Origin of the sequence: Streptomyces asiaticus (assembly GCF_018138715.1) — a bacterium.
Classification (GTDB): domain Bacteria; phylum Actinomycetota; class Actinomycetes; order Streptomycetales; family Streptomycetaceae; genus Streptomyces; species Streptomyces asiaticus.
Map to the genome: position 1 here is coordinate 4,178,970 of NZ_JAGSHX010000006.1, position 14,874 is coordinate 4,193,843.

General features: G+C 71.0%; 11 protein-coding genes. 4 read left to right on the forward strand and 7 right to left on the reverse strand.

The window, feature by feature from the left end; all coding sequences use genetic code 11:
- Window positions 1–172: 172 nt before the first annotated feature.
- From rlmB to KHP12_RS24905, 5 genes are all read right to left on the reverse strand, one after another.
- Window positions 173–1,123, reverse strand: coding sequence for a 23S rRNA (guanosine(2251)-2'-O)-methyltransferase RlmB (rlmB, locus tag KHP12_RS24885; RefSeq protein WP_086881484.1), 951 nt, complete (start codon window positions 1,121–1,123; stop codon window positions 173–175).
- Window positions 1,124–1,274: 151 nt separating this feature from the next.
- Window positions 1,275–2,672 (reverse strand): cysteine--tRNA ligase, encoded by a 1,398-nt coding sequence (gene cysS, locus KHP12_RS24890; RefSeq protein WP_086881485.1) that lies wholly within the window; start codon window positions 2,670–2,672, stop codon window positions 1,275–1,277.
- Window positions 2,673–2,854: 182 nt separating this feature from the next.
- A complete protein-coding gene (gene ispF / locus KHP12_RS24895; RefSeq protein WP_086881486.1) occupies window positions 2,855–3,346 on the reverse strand; it encodes a 2-C-methyl-D-erythritol 2,4-cyclodiphosphate synthase in 492 nt (163 codons plus the stop codon).
- Window positions 3,336–4,130, reverse strand: a complete 795-nt coding sequence (ispD, locus tag KHP12_RS24900; RefSeq protein ID WP_037961461.1) for a 2-C-methyl-D-erythritol 4-phosphate cytidylyltransferase — start codon at window positions 4,128–4,130, stop codon at window positions 3,336–3,338. Before ispD ends, ispF begins: the two co-directional genes overlap by 11 nt.
- 328 nt (window positions 4,131–4,458) lie before the next feature.
- Window positions 4,459–4,941 (reverse strand): CarD family transcriptional regulator, encoded by a 483-nt coding sequence (locus KHP12_RS24905; protein WP_009716930.1) that lies wholly within the window; start codon window positions 4,939–4,941, stop codon window positions 4,459–4,461.
- A gap of 632 nt (window positions 4,942–5,573) precedes the next feature.
- Here KHP12_RS24905 and KHP12_RS24910 point away from each other — a divergent pair.
- On the forward strand, window positions 5,574–6,281 hold the full coding sequence (locus KHP12_RS24910) for a DUF461 domain-containing protein (RefSeq protein ID WP_086881487.1): 708 nt from the start codon (window positions 5,574–5,576) through the stop codon (window positions 6,279–6,281).
- 242 nt (window positions 6,282–6,523) lie between these two features.
- On the opposite strand, the gene phoP is transcribed toward KHP12_RS24910, so the two are convergent.
- On the reverse strand, window positions 6,524–7,204 hold the full coding sequence (phoP, locus tag KHP12_RS24915; protein ID WP_037960596.1) for a two-component system response regulator PhoP: 681 nt from the start codon (window positions 7,202–7,204) through the stop codon (window positions 6,524–6,526).
- Window positions 7,201–8,496, reverse strand: coding sequence for a two-component system sensor histidine kinase PhoR (gene phoR / locus KHP12_RS24920; RefSeq protein WP_086881488.1), 1,296 nt, complete (start codon window positions 8,494–8,496; stop codon window positions 7,201–7,203). Before phoR ends, phoP begins: the two co-directional genes overlap by 4 nt.
- A 324-nt stretch (window positions 8,497–8,820) precedes the next feature.
- On the opposite strand from phoR, the gene phoU reads away from it, so the two are divergent.
- The 3 genes from phoU (at window position 8,821) to KHP12_RS24935 (ending at window position 14,817) form a co-directional block, all read left to right on the forward strand.
- Window positions 8,821–9,498: a phosphate signaling complex protein PhoU gene (gene phoU, locus KHP12_RS24925; protein ID WP_086881489.1), complete on the forward strand. Its 678-nt coding sequence runs from the start codon at window positions 8,821–8,823 to the stop codon at window positions 9,496–9,498.
- 473 nt (window positions 9,499–9,971) lie between these two features.
- Complete coding sequence (locus KHP12_RS24930) at window positions 9,972–10,202, forward strand: hypothetical protein (RefSeq protein ID WP_037960586.1); 231 nt, start codon at window positions 9,972–9,974, stop codon at window positions 10,200–10,202.
- 472 nt (window positions 10,203–10,674) lie between these two features.
- Window positions 10,675–14,817 carry an nSTAND1 domain-containing NTPase gene (locus KHP12_RS24935; RefSeq protein ID WP_107471741.1) on the forward strand — a complete coding sequence of 1,381 codons (4,143 nt, stop codon included), beginning with the start codon at window positions 10,675–10,677 and terminating at the stop codon, window positions 14,815–14,817.
- Window positions 14,818–14,874: the final 57 nt, after the last annotated feature.

The following is a 14,874-nucleotide window of genomic DNA, read 5'->3' on the forward strand; positions in this document are numbered from 1 at the left end:
GCCCAACTAACCGAGTGACGGACGGGAAAGACACTGCCGGGGACGTCCCGATCTGTCCGAGGCCCGTCAAGATCATCGGCCCGGGGGCGCGCCACGAACCGAGGCACCCGCGCCCCGGCCCACGCCCGCGTCAGACCCGCCCACGCCCGGCGGCGCACCGCTCGCCCCAGGGTCAGCCCCGGCGCCGCGCCGCCTCGTACAGAACGACGCCCGCCGCCACACCCGCGTTCAGCGACTCCGCGCCACCCGGCATCGGAATCCGCACCCGCAGATCGCAGGTCTCGCCCACCAGCCGCGACAGCCCCTTGCCCTCGCTGCCGACGACGATCACGACCGGGCCGTCCAGCACCTCGAGGTCCTGAAGCTCGACATCGCCGTCCGCCGCCAGTCCGACCACCGTCAGGCCCGCCTTCTGGTAGCCCTCCAGGGTCCGGGTGAGGTTGGTCGCGCGGGCGACCGGGGTGCGGGCGGCGGTGCCCGCGGAGGTCTTCCAGGCGCCCGCGGTCATCCCGGCCGCGCGCCGCTCCGGTACGACCACGCCATGGCCGCCGAAGGCGGACACCGAGCGGACCACCGCGCCCAGGTTGCGCGGATCCGTGACGCCGTCGAGGGCGACGATCAGCGGGTCCTCGCCCTCGTCGAAGGCGGCCGCGCTCAGGTCCTCGGGGTGGGCGTACTCGTACGGCGGGACCTGGAGCACCAGGCCCTGGTGGTTCAGCCCGTTCGTCATCCGGTCCAGCTCGGCCTTGGGCGCCTCCATGAGGTGGATGCCGCCGCGGTCGGCCGCGACCTTCAGCGCCTCGCGCACCCGGTCGTCGCTGTCGACGAACTGCTGCACATACAGCGTGTTCGCCGGAACGCCCTCGCGCAGCGCCTCGACCACCGGGTTACGGCCCACCACCAGCTCGTTCGTGCCCTTGCCGCCGCGCCGCGGAACGGGGCGCTTGGCGGCCTGGCGGGCGCGGGCGTTGGCCATCCGCTGCTTGGCGTGTCCCTTGCGCATCTCGGCGGGCGGGGTCGGCCCCTTGCCCTCGAGGGAGCGGCGCCGCTTACCGCCGCTGCCGACCGTCGCGCCCTTCTTGTTGCTGGTACGGCGGTTCCTGCGCTGGCTGTTGCCGGCCATGAATGTCACCTGTCTCTTCACTGCTCAGCGCTGCTCGGCAAACGGCAACGGCAACGGAAAACGTCGAACGCCACACGCCTCTACGGTCGTACGGTCGTATGTACGGTCACAAGTGTGCCGCCCAACGCGGTGGGCGGCACAAACAGCCAGGTCAGCGGCTGCCCAGCTCCCAGCGCGGCCCGGACGGGGTGTCCTCGATCAGCAGACCCGACTGCTGGAGCTGATCGCGGATCGCGTCCGCCGTCGCGTAGTCCTTACGGGTCCGCGCGGCCTGCCGCTGCTCCAGGACCAGCCGGACGAGGGAATCGACCACGCCGTGCAGATCCTCACCCCGGTCCGAACCGCCCGCCCAGTGCTCATCGAGCGGATCGAGGCCCAGCACCCCCAGCATGGCCCGCACCTCGGCGAGCCGGGCGACCGCCGCCTCCTTGTCGTCGGCGGTCAGGGCGGAGTTCCCCTGGCGGACGGTGGTGTGGACGACCGCGAGCGCCTGCGGCACCCCGAGGTCGTCGTCCATCGCCTCGGCGAAGGCGGGCGGCACCTCGGCGGCGGGCTCCACGTTCCCGGCCTTCTCCACCACGCGCTGGATGAAGCCCTCGATCCGCGCGAACGCCGACTCGGCCTCGCGCAGGGCCTCCTCGCTGTACTCGATCATCGACCGGTAGTGCGGGGTGCCCAGGTAGTAGCGGAGCACGATCGGACGCCAGCGCTTGACCATCTCGGAGACCAGCACCGAGTTCCCGAGCGACTTGCTCATCTTCTCGCCGCTCATGGTCACCCAGGCGTTGTGCGCCCAGTAGGCGGCGAAGTCGTCGCCGAACGCCTTGGCCTGCGCGATCTCGTTCTCATGGTGCGGGAAGATCAGGTCGACGCCGCCGCCGTGGATGTCGAAGGCGCGCCCGAGGTACTTGTGCGCCATCGCCGAGCACTCCAGGTGCCAGCCGGGGCGGCCGCGCCCCCACGGGGTCTCCCAGCTGGGCTCCCCCGGCTTCGCCGCCTTCCACATGGCGAAATCGCGCCGGTCGCGCTTGCCGGTCTCGCCCTCGCCCGAGGGCTGCCGCAGCCCGTTCAGATCCTGGTTGGAGAGCTTCAGATACTCGGGGAACGAGCGCACATCGAAGTAGACATTGCCCTCGGCGGCATACGCATGGCCCCGGTCGATCAGCTCCCGCATCATCTCGATCATCTCGGGGACATGACCGGTCGCCCGCGGCTCATAGGTCACGGGCAGGCAGCCGAGGATGTCGTATGCCTGGTTGAAGGCACGCTCGTTCTCGTAGCCGATCGCCCACCAGGGGCGCTTCTGCTCCGCCGACTTGGCGATGATCTTGTCGTCGATGTCCGTGACATTGCGGATGAACGTCACGTCATAACCGCGGTGGGCGAACCAGCGGCGCATGATGTCGAAGTTCAGCCCCGACCTGATGTGCCCGATATGCGGGGCGGCCTGCACGGTCGCGCCGCACAGGTAGATCGAGACGCAGCCCGGCGTGAGCGGGGTGAAGTCACGGATCTGCCGGGCGCTGGTGTCGTACAGGCGAATAGTCACGCATCAAGGGTAGTGGGAAGTGAACGGTGCCCCGTGCCCCTTCCCCCACGGGGACACAGAAGCGTGACACTCGGGACGCGGGTGACACTCCGGACGCCCCCGCGCGCCCCTCCCTGAGCGCCGGGCGGCGCCACCATCGCAGCGCCCACGCCTCCGGTGCGGACCACCGGTCGCCGCTGCCGCTACCGCCGGAACACCAGCGCCGTCGCGATCGCCGCGAGCCCCTCCGCGCGGCCGGTCAGACCCAGCCCGTCCGTGGTGGTACCGGACACCGAGACGGGGGCGCCCACGGCCGTTGTCAGCGCCTTCACCGCCTCGTCGCGCCGTTTGCCGATCTTCGGGCGTACGCCGATCACCTGGATCGCCACATTGCCGATCTCGAAGCCCGCACCCCGGACGATCCGGGCCGCCTCGGCAAGCAGCGTGGTGCCGGCCGCGCCGGACCACTCGGGGCGGTCGGTGCCGAAGTGGGCGCCGAGATCGCCGAGCCCGCCGGCGGAGAACAGCGCGTCGCAGGCGGCGTGCGCGGCCACATCGCCGTCGGAGTGCCCGGCGAGCCCGTACTCCTCGCCCTCCCACAGCAGCCCGGCGCACCACAGCTCACGGCCCTTCTCGAAGGCGTGCACATCCGTGCCGATGCCCACCAGGGGGAGCATCGCCGCGTCAGAAGCCATCGTTCGCCCTCCTGCGGGCCAGAACCGCCTCGGCCAGCACCAGGTCCAGCGGCCGGGTCACCTTGAACGCCTCCTCATGGCCGGGGACGACCACGACCTCGACGCCGAGCCGCTCGACCATGCCCGCGTCGTCCGTGGCGCCCTCGCCCTCCAGGGCGATCTTCTCGTGGGCGGCCACGAGCGTGGCGCGGTCGAAGCCCTGTGGGGTCTGGACGGCGCGCAGCAGGGCGCGCGCGGGGGTGCCGACCACCGGCTCGGGCTCACCGGCCCGCTCCCCGGTGCGCGGATCGACCTGCTTCACGGTGTCGGCCAGCGGCAGCGCCGGGACGACGGCGGGCGCCCCGTCCCGTACGGCGGCGACGACCGCGTCCACCGTGTCCACGGGCACCAGCGGCCGCGCCGCGTCGTGCACCAGCACGGTGGTGACGGTCTCGGGGACGGCGGCCAGCCCCTTGCGCACCGACTCCTGGCGGGTCTCGCCGCCGGGCACGACGACCACCTCGGTGGTGTCGCCGAGGCTGCCGCTCAGCGGATACGCGTCCAGCAGCCGCCGCACCTCGTCGGCGCCGTCCGGCGGGGCGACCACGACGACGAGGGAGACGGAGCGTGATCCGGCCATCGCCCGTACGGCGTGGACGAGCATGGGCGTACCGCTCAGCGGGCGCAGCGCCTTGGGGGCGCCCGGGCCCAGCCGCACTCCGCGGCCCGCGGCGGGGATCACGGCGGCGGTGCGGGCGGTTCGCCCGGACGCGCCGGAGCCGCCGTGATCCGGTGTTGCGGACATTGAGTTGGCGTTCAGGTTTGCTTCCTCAGCCGAAATGGGTATGGCCACAGCGTGCCGGGCGCGATGCCCCGACCGGCCCCTTCCGTGACGACTGGTCGAGCCAGCTGCCCGGGCCCGGCACACCTACACCGCGCACCGTGCGCGCGGTGGCGCATCGACACCAGGTGCGATGAGCGGGGGCTCGATGACCGGGGGCTCAGAGATCGCTCGGGGAATCAAACTCGGGGGATCAATGACGTCCGGTACGTACGCATGCCGCAGCGCCCGGCGACAGACGATTTAGCGGGAATTCACGTCTGAGTCACTCGGGCACCACGGCATTGATTTGTCAGGACGCGAGAACCTCGTCGAGCAGGGCCTCGGCCTTGTCTTCGTTGGTGCTCTCGGCGAGGGCGAGCTCGCTCACCAGGATCTGGCGGGCCTTGGCGAGCATGCGCTTCTCACCGGCGGAGAGTCCGCGCTCACGCTCTCGGCGCCACAGGTCACGCACGACCTCGGCAACCTTGATCACATCGCCGGAGGCGAGCTTCTCGAGATTTGCCTTGTAGCGACGGGACCAGTTCGTCGGTTCTTCCGCATATGGTGCGCGCAGCACCTCGAAGACCCGGTCCAGCCCGTCCTGGCCAACCACATCACGCACACCGACGAACTCCGCATTGTCCGCCGGCACACGAACCGTCAGGTCACCCTGGGCGACCTTCAGCACCAAGTAGGTCTTGTCCACGCCTTTGATCTGACGAGTTTCGATGGCCTCGATCAGCGCGGCCCCGTGATGGGGATAGACCACGGTGTCGCCAACCTTGAACGTCATGTGACAGGTACCCCTTCCGTGGCTATCCAGGGTAACACGGGAACGCCTTCTTCTGAATGGCGTTTTCGCAGGTCAGGGCATATCTCGGGGCTTGACAAGTGCGGCAGGGACGTGCTGCACGAGGTCTGCGGAACCGGGTATTCGCAGGTGGGAGCGGCTGTCCGGGCACCCCGAAACCCACCCGTTACACACCCGAAGACGCCCGGACGAGTGGCCGTACGTCCCGTTTTGCCGGAGTCCAGTCGATGGACTTCCGCTACTCCGTTCGGATCAGGAGCGAGGGATCCGGCCCCGATTCGCGAATTGATCACGGAGTTGATCAGGCACGGCGGATCAAGTCTGTGATCAATTCTCGGACATGCATGGATTCCCTACCGATAATCTCCCGCACGGCCGGTCGAGACGATATTCGGGAGTTCGGGACGGCGCCGTACGGACCGCGTAACGCACCCGGGAAGCACACCCCGGCCGTGTCCGCACCACGCCCGGACCACACCGGAACCGGCAGCGTACGGGCCTGCCGCCCCGGGGCCGGTCGCCTTGGGGCGGGTCGGGTGCGGGTCGAAGAGGGCGGATCGGTAATCTAAGCGCGCTGATCCAACCTTTACCTCGTCCTAGGAGATGCCGCCGCCGTGAGCAGCAGCCTTCGACGCGGCGCCCTCGCCGCAGCCGCCATCGTGGTCTCGGTCGCCCCGCTCTCCGCCTGCGGAGCCGGGAACGACGCGCAGACGCTGGAGGTCAAGCCCGACAACGCCGCGACGTCCGTCGGGGACATCAAGATCCAGAACGCCACGGTGGTGACCCAGCCGGACCGCACGGCCAAGGGCCCGGCCGTCGTCACCGGCCGGATCTTCAACAACGGCAAGAACGACCAGACCGTCAAGGCCATCACCCTCCCCGGCACCAGCGCTCGGGTGAAGCTGTCCCCGGCCAAGGGCAAGGGCGCGGTCGTGGTGCCGCACGGCGGCTCGGTGGCCTTCGGCGGCAAGGGCAACGCCTCCGCCGTCATCAACGACGGGCGCGAGGCCACCCAGGACGGCAACGCGCAGCGGGTCGTCTTCGACCTCAGCTCGACCGGCAACATCCCGATCACCGCGTTCGTGGTCCCGGCGAAGAGCTACTTCAAGGGCTGGGGCCCGTCCGAGCTGCCGACCGCCAAGCCGTCGGGCTCGGCGACGCCCAGCGGCAAGCCCAGCGGGACGCCCACCGGCACCGCCAGTGGTAAGCCCAGTGGCACCCCGTCCGGCACGGCGAGCGGCCAGCCCGCCGGCGAGGAGAGCAGCGGCGCCCCCAACGGCGTCGCCTCCGGCGAGCCCAACCCGAACGGCGGCGGTCACTGAGACCCGTCCTCGGGTCTCCGCGGGTCTCTGAGACCCGCCCAGGCATGCGCGAGGGCGGCCCTGGACCTTTCCAGGGCCGCCCTCGCGCATGAGCCGCTTGCCGCGGCTCGTCCGAGCCGGTCTCTTTACGGCTCGAGCCCCCTTCCGCGTGCGCCCCTCGCACCGCTCGGCCCTGGCGGGCCTCACGGGCTTCGGCACGCTGTGCCGGACTCCGTCCGGCGGTCCGGGGCTCAGGCCCGGTTTTACGGCTCGAACTTGTAGCCCAGCCCCCGCACCGTCACCAGGTACCGGGGCGCGCCCGGGTCCGGCTCGATCTTGGCCCGGAGGCGCTTGACGTGGACGTCGAGGGTCTTGGTGTCGCCCACGTAGTCCGCGCCCCAGACGCGGTCGATCAGCTGCATACGGGTCAGCACCCGGCCCGCGTTGCGGAGCAGCATCTCCAGCAGGTCGAACTCCTTCAGCGGGAGGTCCACCTTGCCGCCGCCGACCGTGACCACGTGCCGGTCGACGTCCATCCGGACCGGTCCGGCCTCCAGGGCGGCCGGGGTGACCTCCTCCGGCTCGCCACGGCGGCGCAGCACGGCTCTGATCCGGGCGACCAGCTCGCGCGAGGAGAAGGGCTTGGTCACATAGTCGTCCGCGCCTATTTCCAGCCCGACCACCTTGTCGATCTCGCTGTCCTTGGCGGTCACCATGATCACCGGGACATTGGACCGGCCGCGCAGCTGGCGGCAGACCTCCGTACCGGGCAGGCCCGGCAGCATCAGGTCGAGCAGCACCAGATCGGCGCCGTTCCGCTCGAACTCATCGAGCCCCTCGGGGCCGGTGGTCGCGATCGCGACCTCGAATCCCTCCTTGCGAAGCATGTACGACAGCGCGTCGCTGAACGATTCCTCGTCCTCGACGACCAGAACTCGGGTCACGGAAGGACCTCCGGGGCTGAGAGTGGTTCATTGGTGAAGGTCTCGTACGGCCGGCCTTGGTCCTCGCCATCGAGGTCTCCGGTGTCGTACGACTCGCTCGACTCGCGCGTCTCGCTCCGCGAGCGGTCCCGGTCCCGCGCCGCACCGGCTTCCGGGAGTCTCAGGGTGAAGGTGGAGCCCTGTCCCTCGGCGCTCCACACGGTGACCTCCCCGCCGTGCGAGGCGGCCACATGTTTGACGATGGCGAGCCCGAGCCCGGTCCCGCCGGTCTGCCGCGAGCGGGCCGGGTCGACCCGGTAGAAGCGCTCGAAGATCCGCTCGCGGTCCTTCTCGGAGATGCCGATGCCCTGGTCGGTCACGGCGATCTCGATCAGGTCCCCGCCGGTCGCGGGGATGCGGCGGGCGGCGATGCCGACGCGAGTGCGGGCCGGGCTGTAGTTGACCGCGTTCTCGACGAGATTGCCGAGCGCGGCGGCCAGCTGGCCCCGGTTGCCCCAGACGTGCAGATCGGCGGTGCCGCCCGTGGCCATCGTGATCTGTTTGGTGCCCGCCTGGTGACGGCACCGGTCGATGGCCTCGGCGACGAGCTCGTCCACCCGGACCGGCTCGGCATCCTCCAGCGGGTCGTCGTTCTGCACCCGGGAGAGGTCGATGAGCTCCTGGACCAGGCTGGTCAGGCGGGTGGCCTCGACCTGCATCCGCCCGGCGAAGCGGGTGACCGCCTCCGGGTCGTCGGACGCGTCCATCACGGCCTCGGACAGCAGGGACAGCGCGCCGACCGGGGTCTTGAGCTCATGGCTGACGTTGGCGACGAAGTCGCGTCGTACGGCCTCGATCCGGCGGGCCTCGGTGAGGTCCTCCACGAGCAGCAGGACCAGCCGGGAGCCCAGCGGGGCCACTCTCGCGGAGACCGCGAGCGCGTCGCCGCCCCGGCCGGTGCCACGGCGCGGCAGATCGAGCTCGATCTGCCGGATCTCGCCGTCCCGCCGGGTGTCGCGGGCCATCGCCAGCATCGGCTCGACGGCCAGCTTGCCGCCGCGCACCAGGCCCAGCGCATACGCGGCCGAGCTCGCCTTGACGACGGCGTCCGCTTCGTCGAGGACGACGGCCGAGGAACGCAGTACCGACAGCACTGTGTCCACGCCGGGTGGCAACACGGCATCGGTATGCAGCGAGGAGCGCGTAGGCTTCGCCTGTTCACGCTCGCTCCAGCGGAACGCCAGCATGGCGATGACGCCGGTGCACAACCCGGCGAGCGCCGCCACTGCGGCGATCGCCGCGTTCACGTTCATGCGTCCAGGTTATGCGGGCGGCGAGACCCCTCCACAGCCCCGTGACGATCCCCTCGGTCAGACGTTGCCGAGAGTTCACCGAGGAGTCGGTATCGGTTCACTCCGGACGTTTCGTCGAGCGGGTGCCACACGAGGCGGCCGGGGCTGCGTTGCCGAGAGTTCACCTGTGCATCAGGTGTGATTAACGCCCGATGCCGGAAGCGGACGCGTTTCGGCCGGAGCGTGGAAGTGTGGGGCCCCGGGGCATGAGCCACGGAGGACTGCCAGGAAACCTGTCAGAGCCTGTCAAAGATCGTCACCGAGAGTCAGTGAAAGAGGTCAGTGATGCGGGACGCGTACCACGAGGAGCTTGATTCGATCGGGGACGGCCTGGTCGACATGGCCCGGCTTGTCGGTTCGGCCATCGGCCGTGCCACCACTGCCATTCTCGACGCGGACCTCAAGCTCGCCGAGAGCGTCATCGCCGCCGATGAGAAGGTCGATGATCTTCAGCGGGATCTGGAGGGACGGGCGATAGCCCTGCTCGCCCGGCAGCAACCGGTCGCCACCGATCTGCGGATCGTGGTGACCAGCCTGCGGATGAGCGCCGACCTGGAGCGCTCCGGCGACCTCGCGCAGCACGTCGCCAAGCTGGCCCGGCTCCGCTTCCCGGAATCGGCCGTGCCGCACGATCTGCACGCCACGATCCTGGAGATGGGCCAGCTCGCCCAGCGGCTGATGGCGAAGGCCGCCGAGGTCATCATCACCAAGGACGTCGACCTCGCGCTCCAGCTGGAGCACGACGACGACGCGATGGACCTGCTGCACCGCACCCTCTTCCAGCACCTGATGGACGACCGCTGGAAGCACGGCATCGAGACGGCCGTGGATGTCACGCTGCTGGGCCGCTACTACGAGCGGTTCGCGGACCACGCGGTCTCGGTCGCCAAGCGCGTGGTCTACCTGGTCACCGGTGAGCATGCCGACGAGATGTCCCCGCAGGGGGACGTCGAGGGGGCGTGACCGTCACGGGGGCGTGACCGCCGAAGGGGGGCGACCGCCGAGTGGGCGTGACCGTCGAAGGGGCGCGGGCGGCTACGGGGCGTGAGCGTCTGCGACGGTGTGCATCAAAGCGCCGTCGACGCGCCCCTGCGCTCGGCCGCCGGGTCGTCGGCACCATGAGCAGCAGATGACGTGACCCCTCCCGAGGAGGAGACGCATGGCGGACCTCTCCAAGCCCGAACCCGCTCCGACCCACCCCGTCGGCGCATGCGGCTGCGGCTCGGGCTGCGGCTGCGGCTGTCAGTCCGGCGGCCCGTGCCAGTGCGGCGGCAACTGCGGCTGACCGGCGCGACCGATACGAACCGCGAATACGAACGGCACGACAGAGGGCCTGGGACCGATGACCGGTCCCAGGCCCTCGCGCGTCGGCCATGGATTCCTCGGCACGTCCCGCCCGAGGTGCGGTCGGCGCCGTAAGCGGCGAGCCTGGTCCTATGGAGGACAAGACCCCGGCCCCGCCTCGCGTCGTGGTGGACGAACCGCTGGACGGCCGCCGCCGTGTGCTGATCGACGGCGCCGACGTCGGAGTGGTGGTGAGCCCGGACGAGCTCCGGCGGCTTCTGCACCGCGCGGGTGTGATGGAAGAGGACGCGCCCCTCGACAACCCCGAGCTGATCGAATGGAACGGCGGCGGCCCCGACGACTGGCCCGCCGCGCCCAGATGACGCACGCCGCCCCGCGTACGCACGCGCCCAGATGACATAGCGGAGACGACAGAACCGCCACAACGTCCGGCGCCGGTCCCTCCCCTCGTGGGGACCGGTGCCGAACGCTGGAGCGGTGCCGATCCGCGCCGTACGGGTGCGGATCAGGGGGCCGGATCCGTGGTCGACGCGACCGCCGTCCCCGAGGGGACCGGCTTCACGGATCTCCGGGGCTCACGCGACGCGCCCGTGACCGCCGTCTCGTGACCGCGACGAAAGCTGACCGAGAACGTGCAGTGCCATGGGTTGTCTCTCCGTGCGCTGAGCTGATGGCCTGGCTGGACGGCTCGTGGTGGCTGGCCTATCGCGCCATGATCCTGCCAGCTGTGCCTCCCACCGAGGAGGTTCCGGTCTCACGCCGCCGGTTTCTCCGCTGGTCAGCCATATAAAGTGAGTTTTCCGGTCCGGATGTCCAGCGCGGGGGAAGTAAGGAGTGGAGACCTTGAGTTCCGACTCGGGGGCACGCATAGCCTTCGCGGAACGCCTCGCGCTGCTGTACAGGGAGGCCGGTAATCCTCCCCTCAAGAGCGTGTCCGAGGCGGTCGTCCGACTCCAGCGAACCGATGAGCGGGGGCGTCCCGTACGGGTCTCCGCCCAGCGGATCAGCGACTGGCGACGAGCAAAGAACGTGCCCGCCCAGTTCGCCGCCCTCGCGGCCGTCCTGCACGTCCTGATACCCGACGCACGGCGCTCGCGGCCCGTACCGGTGTCCCCGGGCCTGTACGACATGGCCCGCTGGCAACGGCTTTGGGAGCGTGCGCTGGCCGACCCGGTCGGCGACCGCCCCGCCCCGTCGGCGGAAGAGGAGGAAGCGCCCCCGGCCGAGGGCCCGGCGGTCCCCGGCGGCGTATGCCCGTACCGGGGCCTGGCCTCGTACCGCCGGCAGGACGCCCGGTGGTTCTTCGGCCGTGAGCGGAGCACGGACGCCCTGGTCACCCAGTTGCACGCGGCGGAGAAGACGGGCGGCCTGGTCGTGCTCGTGGGCGCTTCGGGGGCGGGAAAGTCCTCGCTGCTGAACGCCGGTCTGGTGCCCGCGCTGCGCACCGGGGCGCCGGGCGAGGGGAACGGGGGCGGCCGGGCGAGGGGCGTACTGCAACTCGTGCCGGGCAGCGACCCGCTCGCGGAGCTGACCCGCCATATCCCCGAACTGGCGCGCGTGGTCCCCACGGCGGAGAAACCGGAACCGGACGAACGGGAACCGGACGCGAACGGACCGGGCACGGGCGAACGCACGGCTGACGAACCACCAACAGACGCATCAACAACAGACACGCCGGTAACGGACACGCCGATGACAGACAAACAGGCGGCCGAACCCGGCACCCCGCAATTCACCCAAGCGGTCCGCCAGGCCGTCACCGCTTGGGCGGACCGCGAGACGTCGTCCGCCGACGCCCGCCCCGTCGTGATCGTGGATCAGTTCGAGGAAGCGTTCACCCTCGGGTCGGACGAGGCCGACCGGCGTACGTTCATCCAGCTCCTCCACGCCGCCTGCACCCCCGCCGGCCCCGGCGAGCCGCCCCCCGTGCTCGTCGTCCTCGGCATCCGCGCCGACTTCTACGAGCTGTGCCTGGGCTACCCCGAACTGGCCGACGCGCTCCAGCACCGGCACATGGTGCTCGGGCCGCTGACCACCGCCGAGTTGCGCGAGGCGGTGACCGGCCCGGCCAAGGCGGTGGGCCTGGAACTCGAACCGGGGCTCGCGGAGCTGATCGTCCGGGAGGTGAGCGCCGACGGCCCGCGCGGGTCGCATGACGCGGGCGTCCTGCCGCTCCTCTCCCACGCCCTGCTCGCCACCTGGCAGCGGCGGAAGGGCGGACGGCTGACGCTGGCCGGTTACCGCGCCGCGGGCGGCATCCAGGGGGCGGTGGCGGCGACCGCCGAACGGGCCTGGTCCAGCCTCGACTCCGAGGCGCGCACCGCCGCGCGGCTGCTGCTGCTCCGGCTGGTCCGGCTGGGCGAGGACACCCAGGCCACCCGCAGGCGGGGGACCCGGCACCAGCTGGCGAGGGAGTCGACGGACCCGGGCAAGACGGAGGAATCGCTCGAAACGCTGGTCCGCGCCCGCCTGGTGACGCTCGACGCCGAGACCGTGGAGATCACCCATGAGGCGCTGCTCCACGCCTGGCCACGGCTGCGCGACTGGATCGACGAGGACCGCAACGACCATCTGGTGCGTCAGCGGCTGGAGGAGGACGGCCGGTCCTGGGAGGGCTCGAACCGCGACTCGTCCCTCCTCTACCGGGGCTCCCGGCTGGAGCAGGCCCACACCTGGGCGAAGACCGCCGGCGGCACCTATCTGACCCGTAGCGCGGTGGAGTTCCTGGCCGCTTCGGTCCGGCTGCGCAGGCGCACGGTGTGGCTCCGCCGTGGCGCCGTGTCGGCTCTGGTCGCGCTGGCGGTACTGGCCGCCGGTACGGCGGTGGTCGCGTGGCAGCAGCGGGACGACGCGGTGTTCGAGCAGGTGGTCACCGAGGCCGATCGCTTCCAGAACACGGATCCGTCGCTGTCCGCCCAGCTCGCCCTGGTGGCACACGACTTGCGGCCGCACGACGAGGCCACCAGGAACCGGCTGCTGTCGGTGGTGAACGCCCCGCTGGCCACACCGCTGCACGGCCACACCGGCGCCGTCTACCTCACCTCGTTCAGCCCGAACGGGCGGCTGCTGGCCACCGCCAGCTACGACCGGACCGTCCGGCTGTGGGACGTCAAGGACCGGACCCGCCCCAAACCGCTGGGCAAGCCCCTCACCGGCCATACGAGCTGGGTGAGCAGTGCGGTCTTCAGCCCGGACGGCAACACCCTCGCCAGCGCGGGCGACGACGGCACGATCCGCCTGTGGGACGTGCGGGACCCCCGCCATCCGCGCCCGCTCGGCGCGCCCTTCTCCCACCATGACGGCACGATCTACCTGCTCGCCTTCAGCCCGGACGGACGCACGCTGGCCACCGCCACGGAGAATCGCGTGGTGCGCCTGTGGGACATGAGGCGCCCGGGCCGGCCGAAGGCGATCGGCGCGCTGACCGGCGCCACCGCCGCCGTGCGCTCCGTGGCGTTCAGCCCCGACGGGCGGACCCTGGCGGCCGGTGGCGACGATGCCTCGATCAGGCTGTGGAACATGGCAGATCCGCGCCGTCCGAAGCGGATCGGCAAGGCGCTGACCGGCCACAAGGACCTGATCCACTCCGTGGCGTTCAGCCCGGACGGCCGGACCCTCGCCAGCGGCAGCGCGGACAACACCGTCCGGCTGTGGGACGTCGGCGATCCGCGTCACGCGGAGCCGCTGGGCTCGCCGCTCACCGGCCACATCGGCCCCATCTGGTCGGTGTCCTTCAGCCCGGACGGATCCATGCTCGCCGTCGCCAGCCAGGACAGTACGGCGAGTCTGTGGAACGTCAGCGATCCGGCGTATCCGTCGCAGGTCGGCGAGCCGCTCGCGGGGAGCAGCGGCGAGATGTACGCCCTGGGCTTCAGCCCCGACGGGCGGACCCTCGCCACCGGGAGCGGCGACAACACGGTCCGGCTGTGGTCGATCCCGACGTCGGACATGGTCGGCCGGATGGGGGTGTTCCGCCCGGACGGGCGGGTGCTCGCCACGGCCGGGCGCGACGAGAAGGTCCGGCTGTGGAACGTGGACGATCCCAACCGGCCGGTGCCGCTGGGCGAGCCGTTCGCCCCCGGGGAGGGCTCGGTGCGTGAGCTGACGTTCACCCCGGACGGCCACGCCCTCGCGATGATGACCGGAGACCGCCAGGTGCGGCTGTGGAACGTCACCGATCCGACCCGGCCCGTTCCGTACAAGCCGCCCCTCCCCCTGCGGACCAGGTTCGCGGGCGCGCTGGCCTTCACGCCGGACGGGCGCATGATGGCGACCGCGTACAACGACAACACCATCCAGCTGTGGAACGTCAGCGACCCGTCGCATGTCCGCCGGCTCGGCAAACCGCTCACCGGCCACCGGGGCTACGTCAACGCGCTCGTCTTCAGCCCGGACGGCCGCACGCTGGCCAGCGGCAGCGCGGACAACACCATCCGGCTGTGGAAGGTCACCGACCCGCGCCACACCACCCCACGGGGCGGGCCGGTCACGGGCCACCTCGGCCCCGTCAACGCGCTCGTCTTCACCCCGGACGGCCAGACGCTGGCCAGCGGCAGCGACGACAACACGGTCCGGCTCTGGGACGTCACCGACCCCGGCAGGGTGACCCGGCTGCGGTCCCCGCTCACCGGCCACACCGACGCGATCGTGTCGCTGACCTTCAGCCCGGACGGCAGCACGCTCGCGAGCGGCGGCAATGACAACGCGGTCCGGCTGTGGGACGTCACCGTCCCGTCCAAGGCCACGTCCATCGGCCAGTCGCTGAGCCCCAACGCCAAGACCGGCAATTTCCTGTCGTTCAACCCGCACAGCCGGATGCTCGGGGTGTCCAGCGGCGCGGACACGGTCCGGCTGTGGAGCCTGGACGTGGACGAGGCGGTGCGTCGCGTCTGCTCGATGACCCGAGGCGTGCTGACCCCGGAGAAATGGGACGAATACCTCCCCCGGCTCTCGTATGCGCCTCCGTGCGGTCGGTGACAACGTTGCACGAACGTTGCGTGATCGCGGTCACAACTGCTCGTCGCGGGGGAGGAG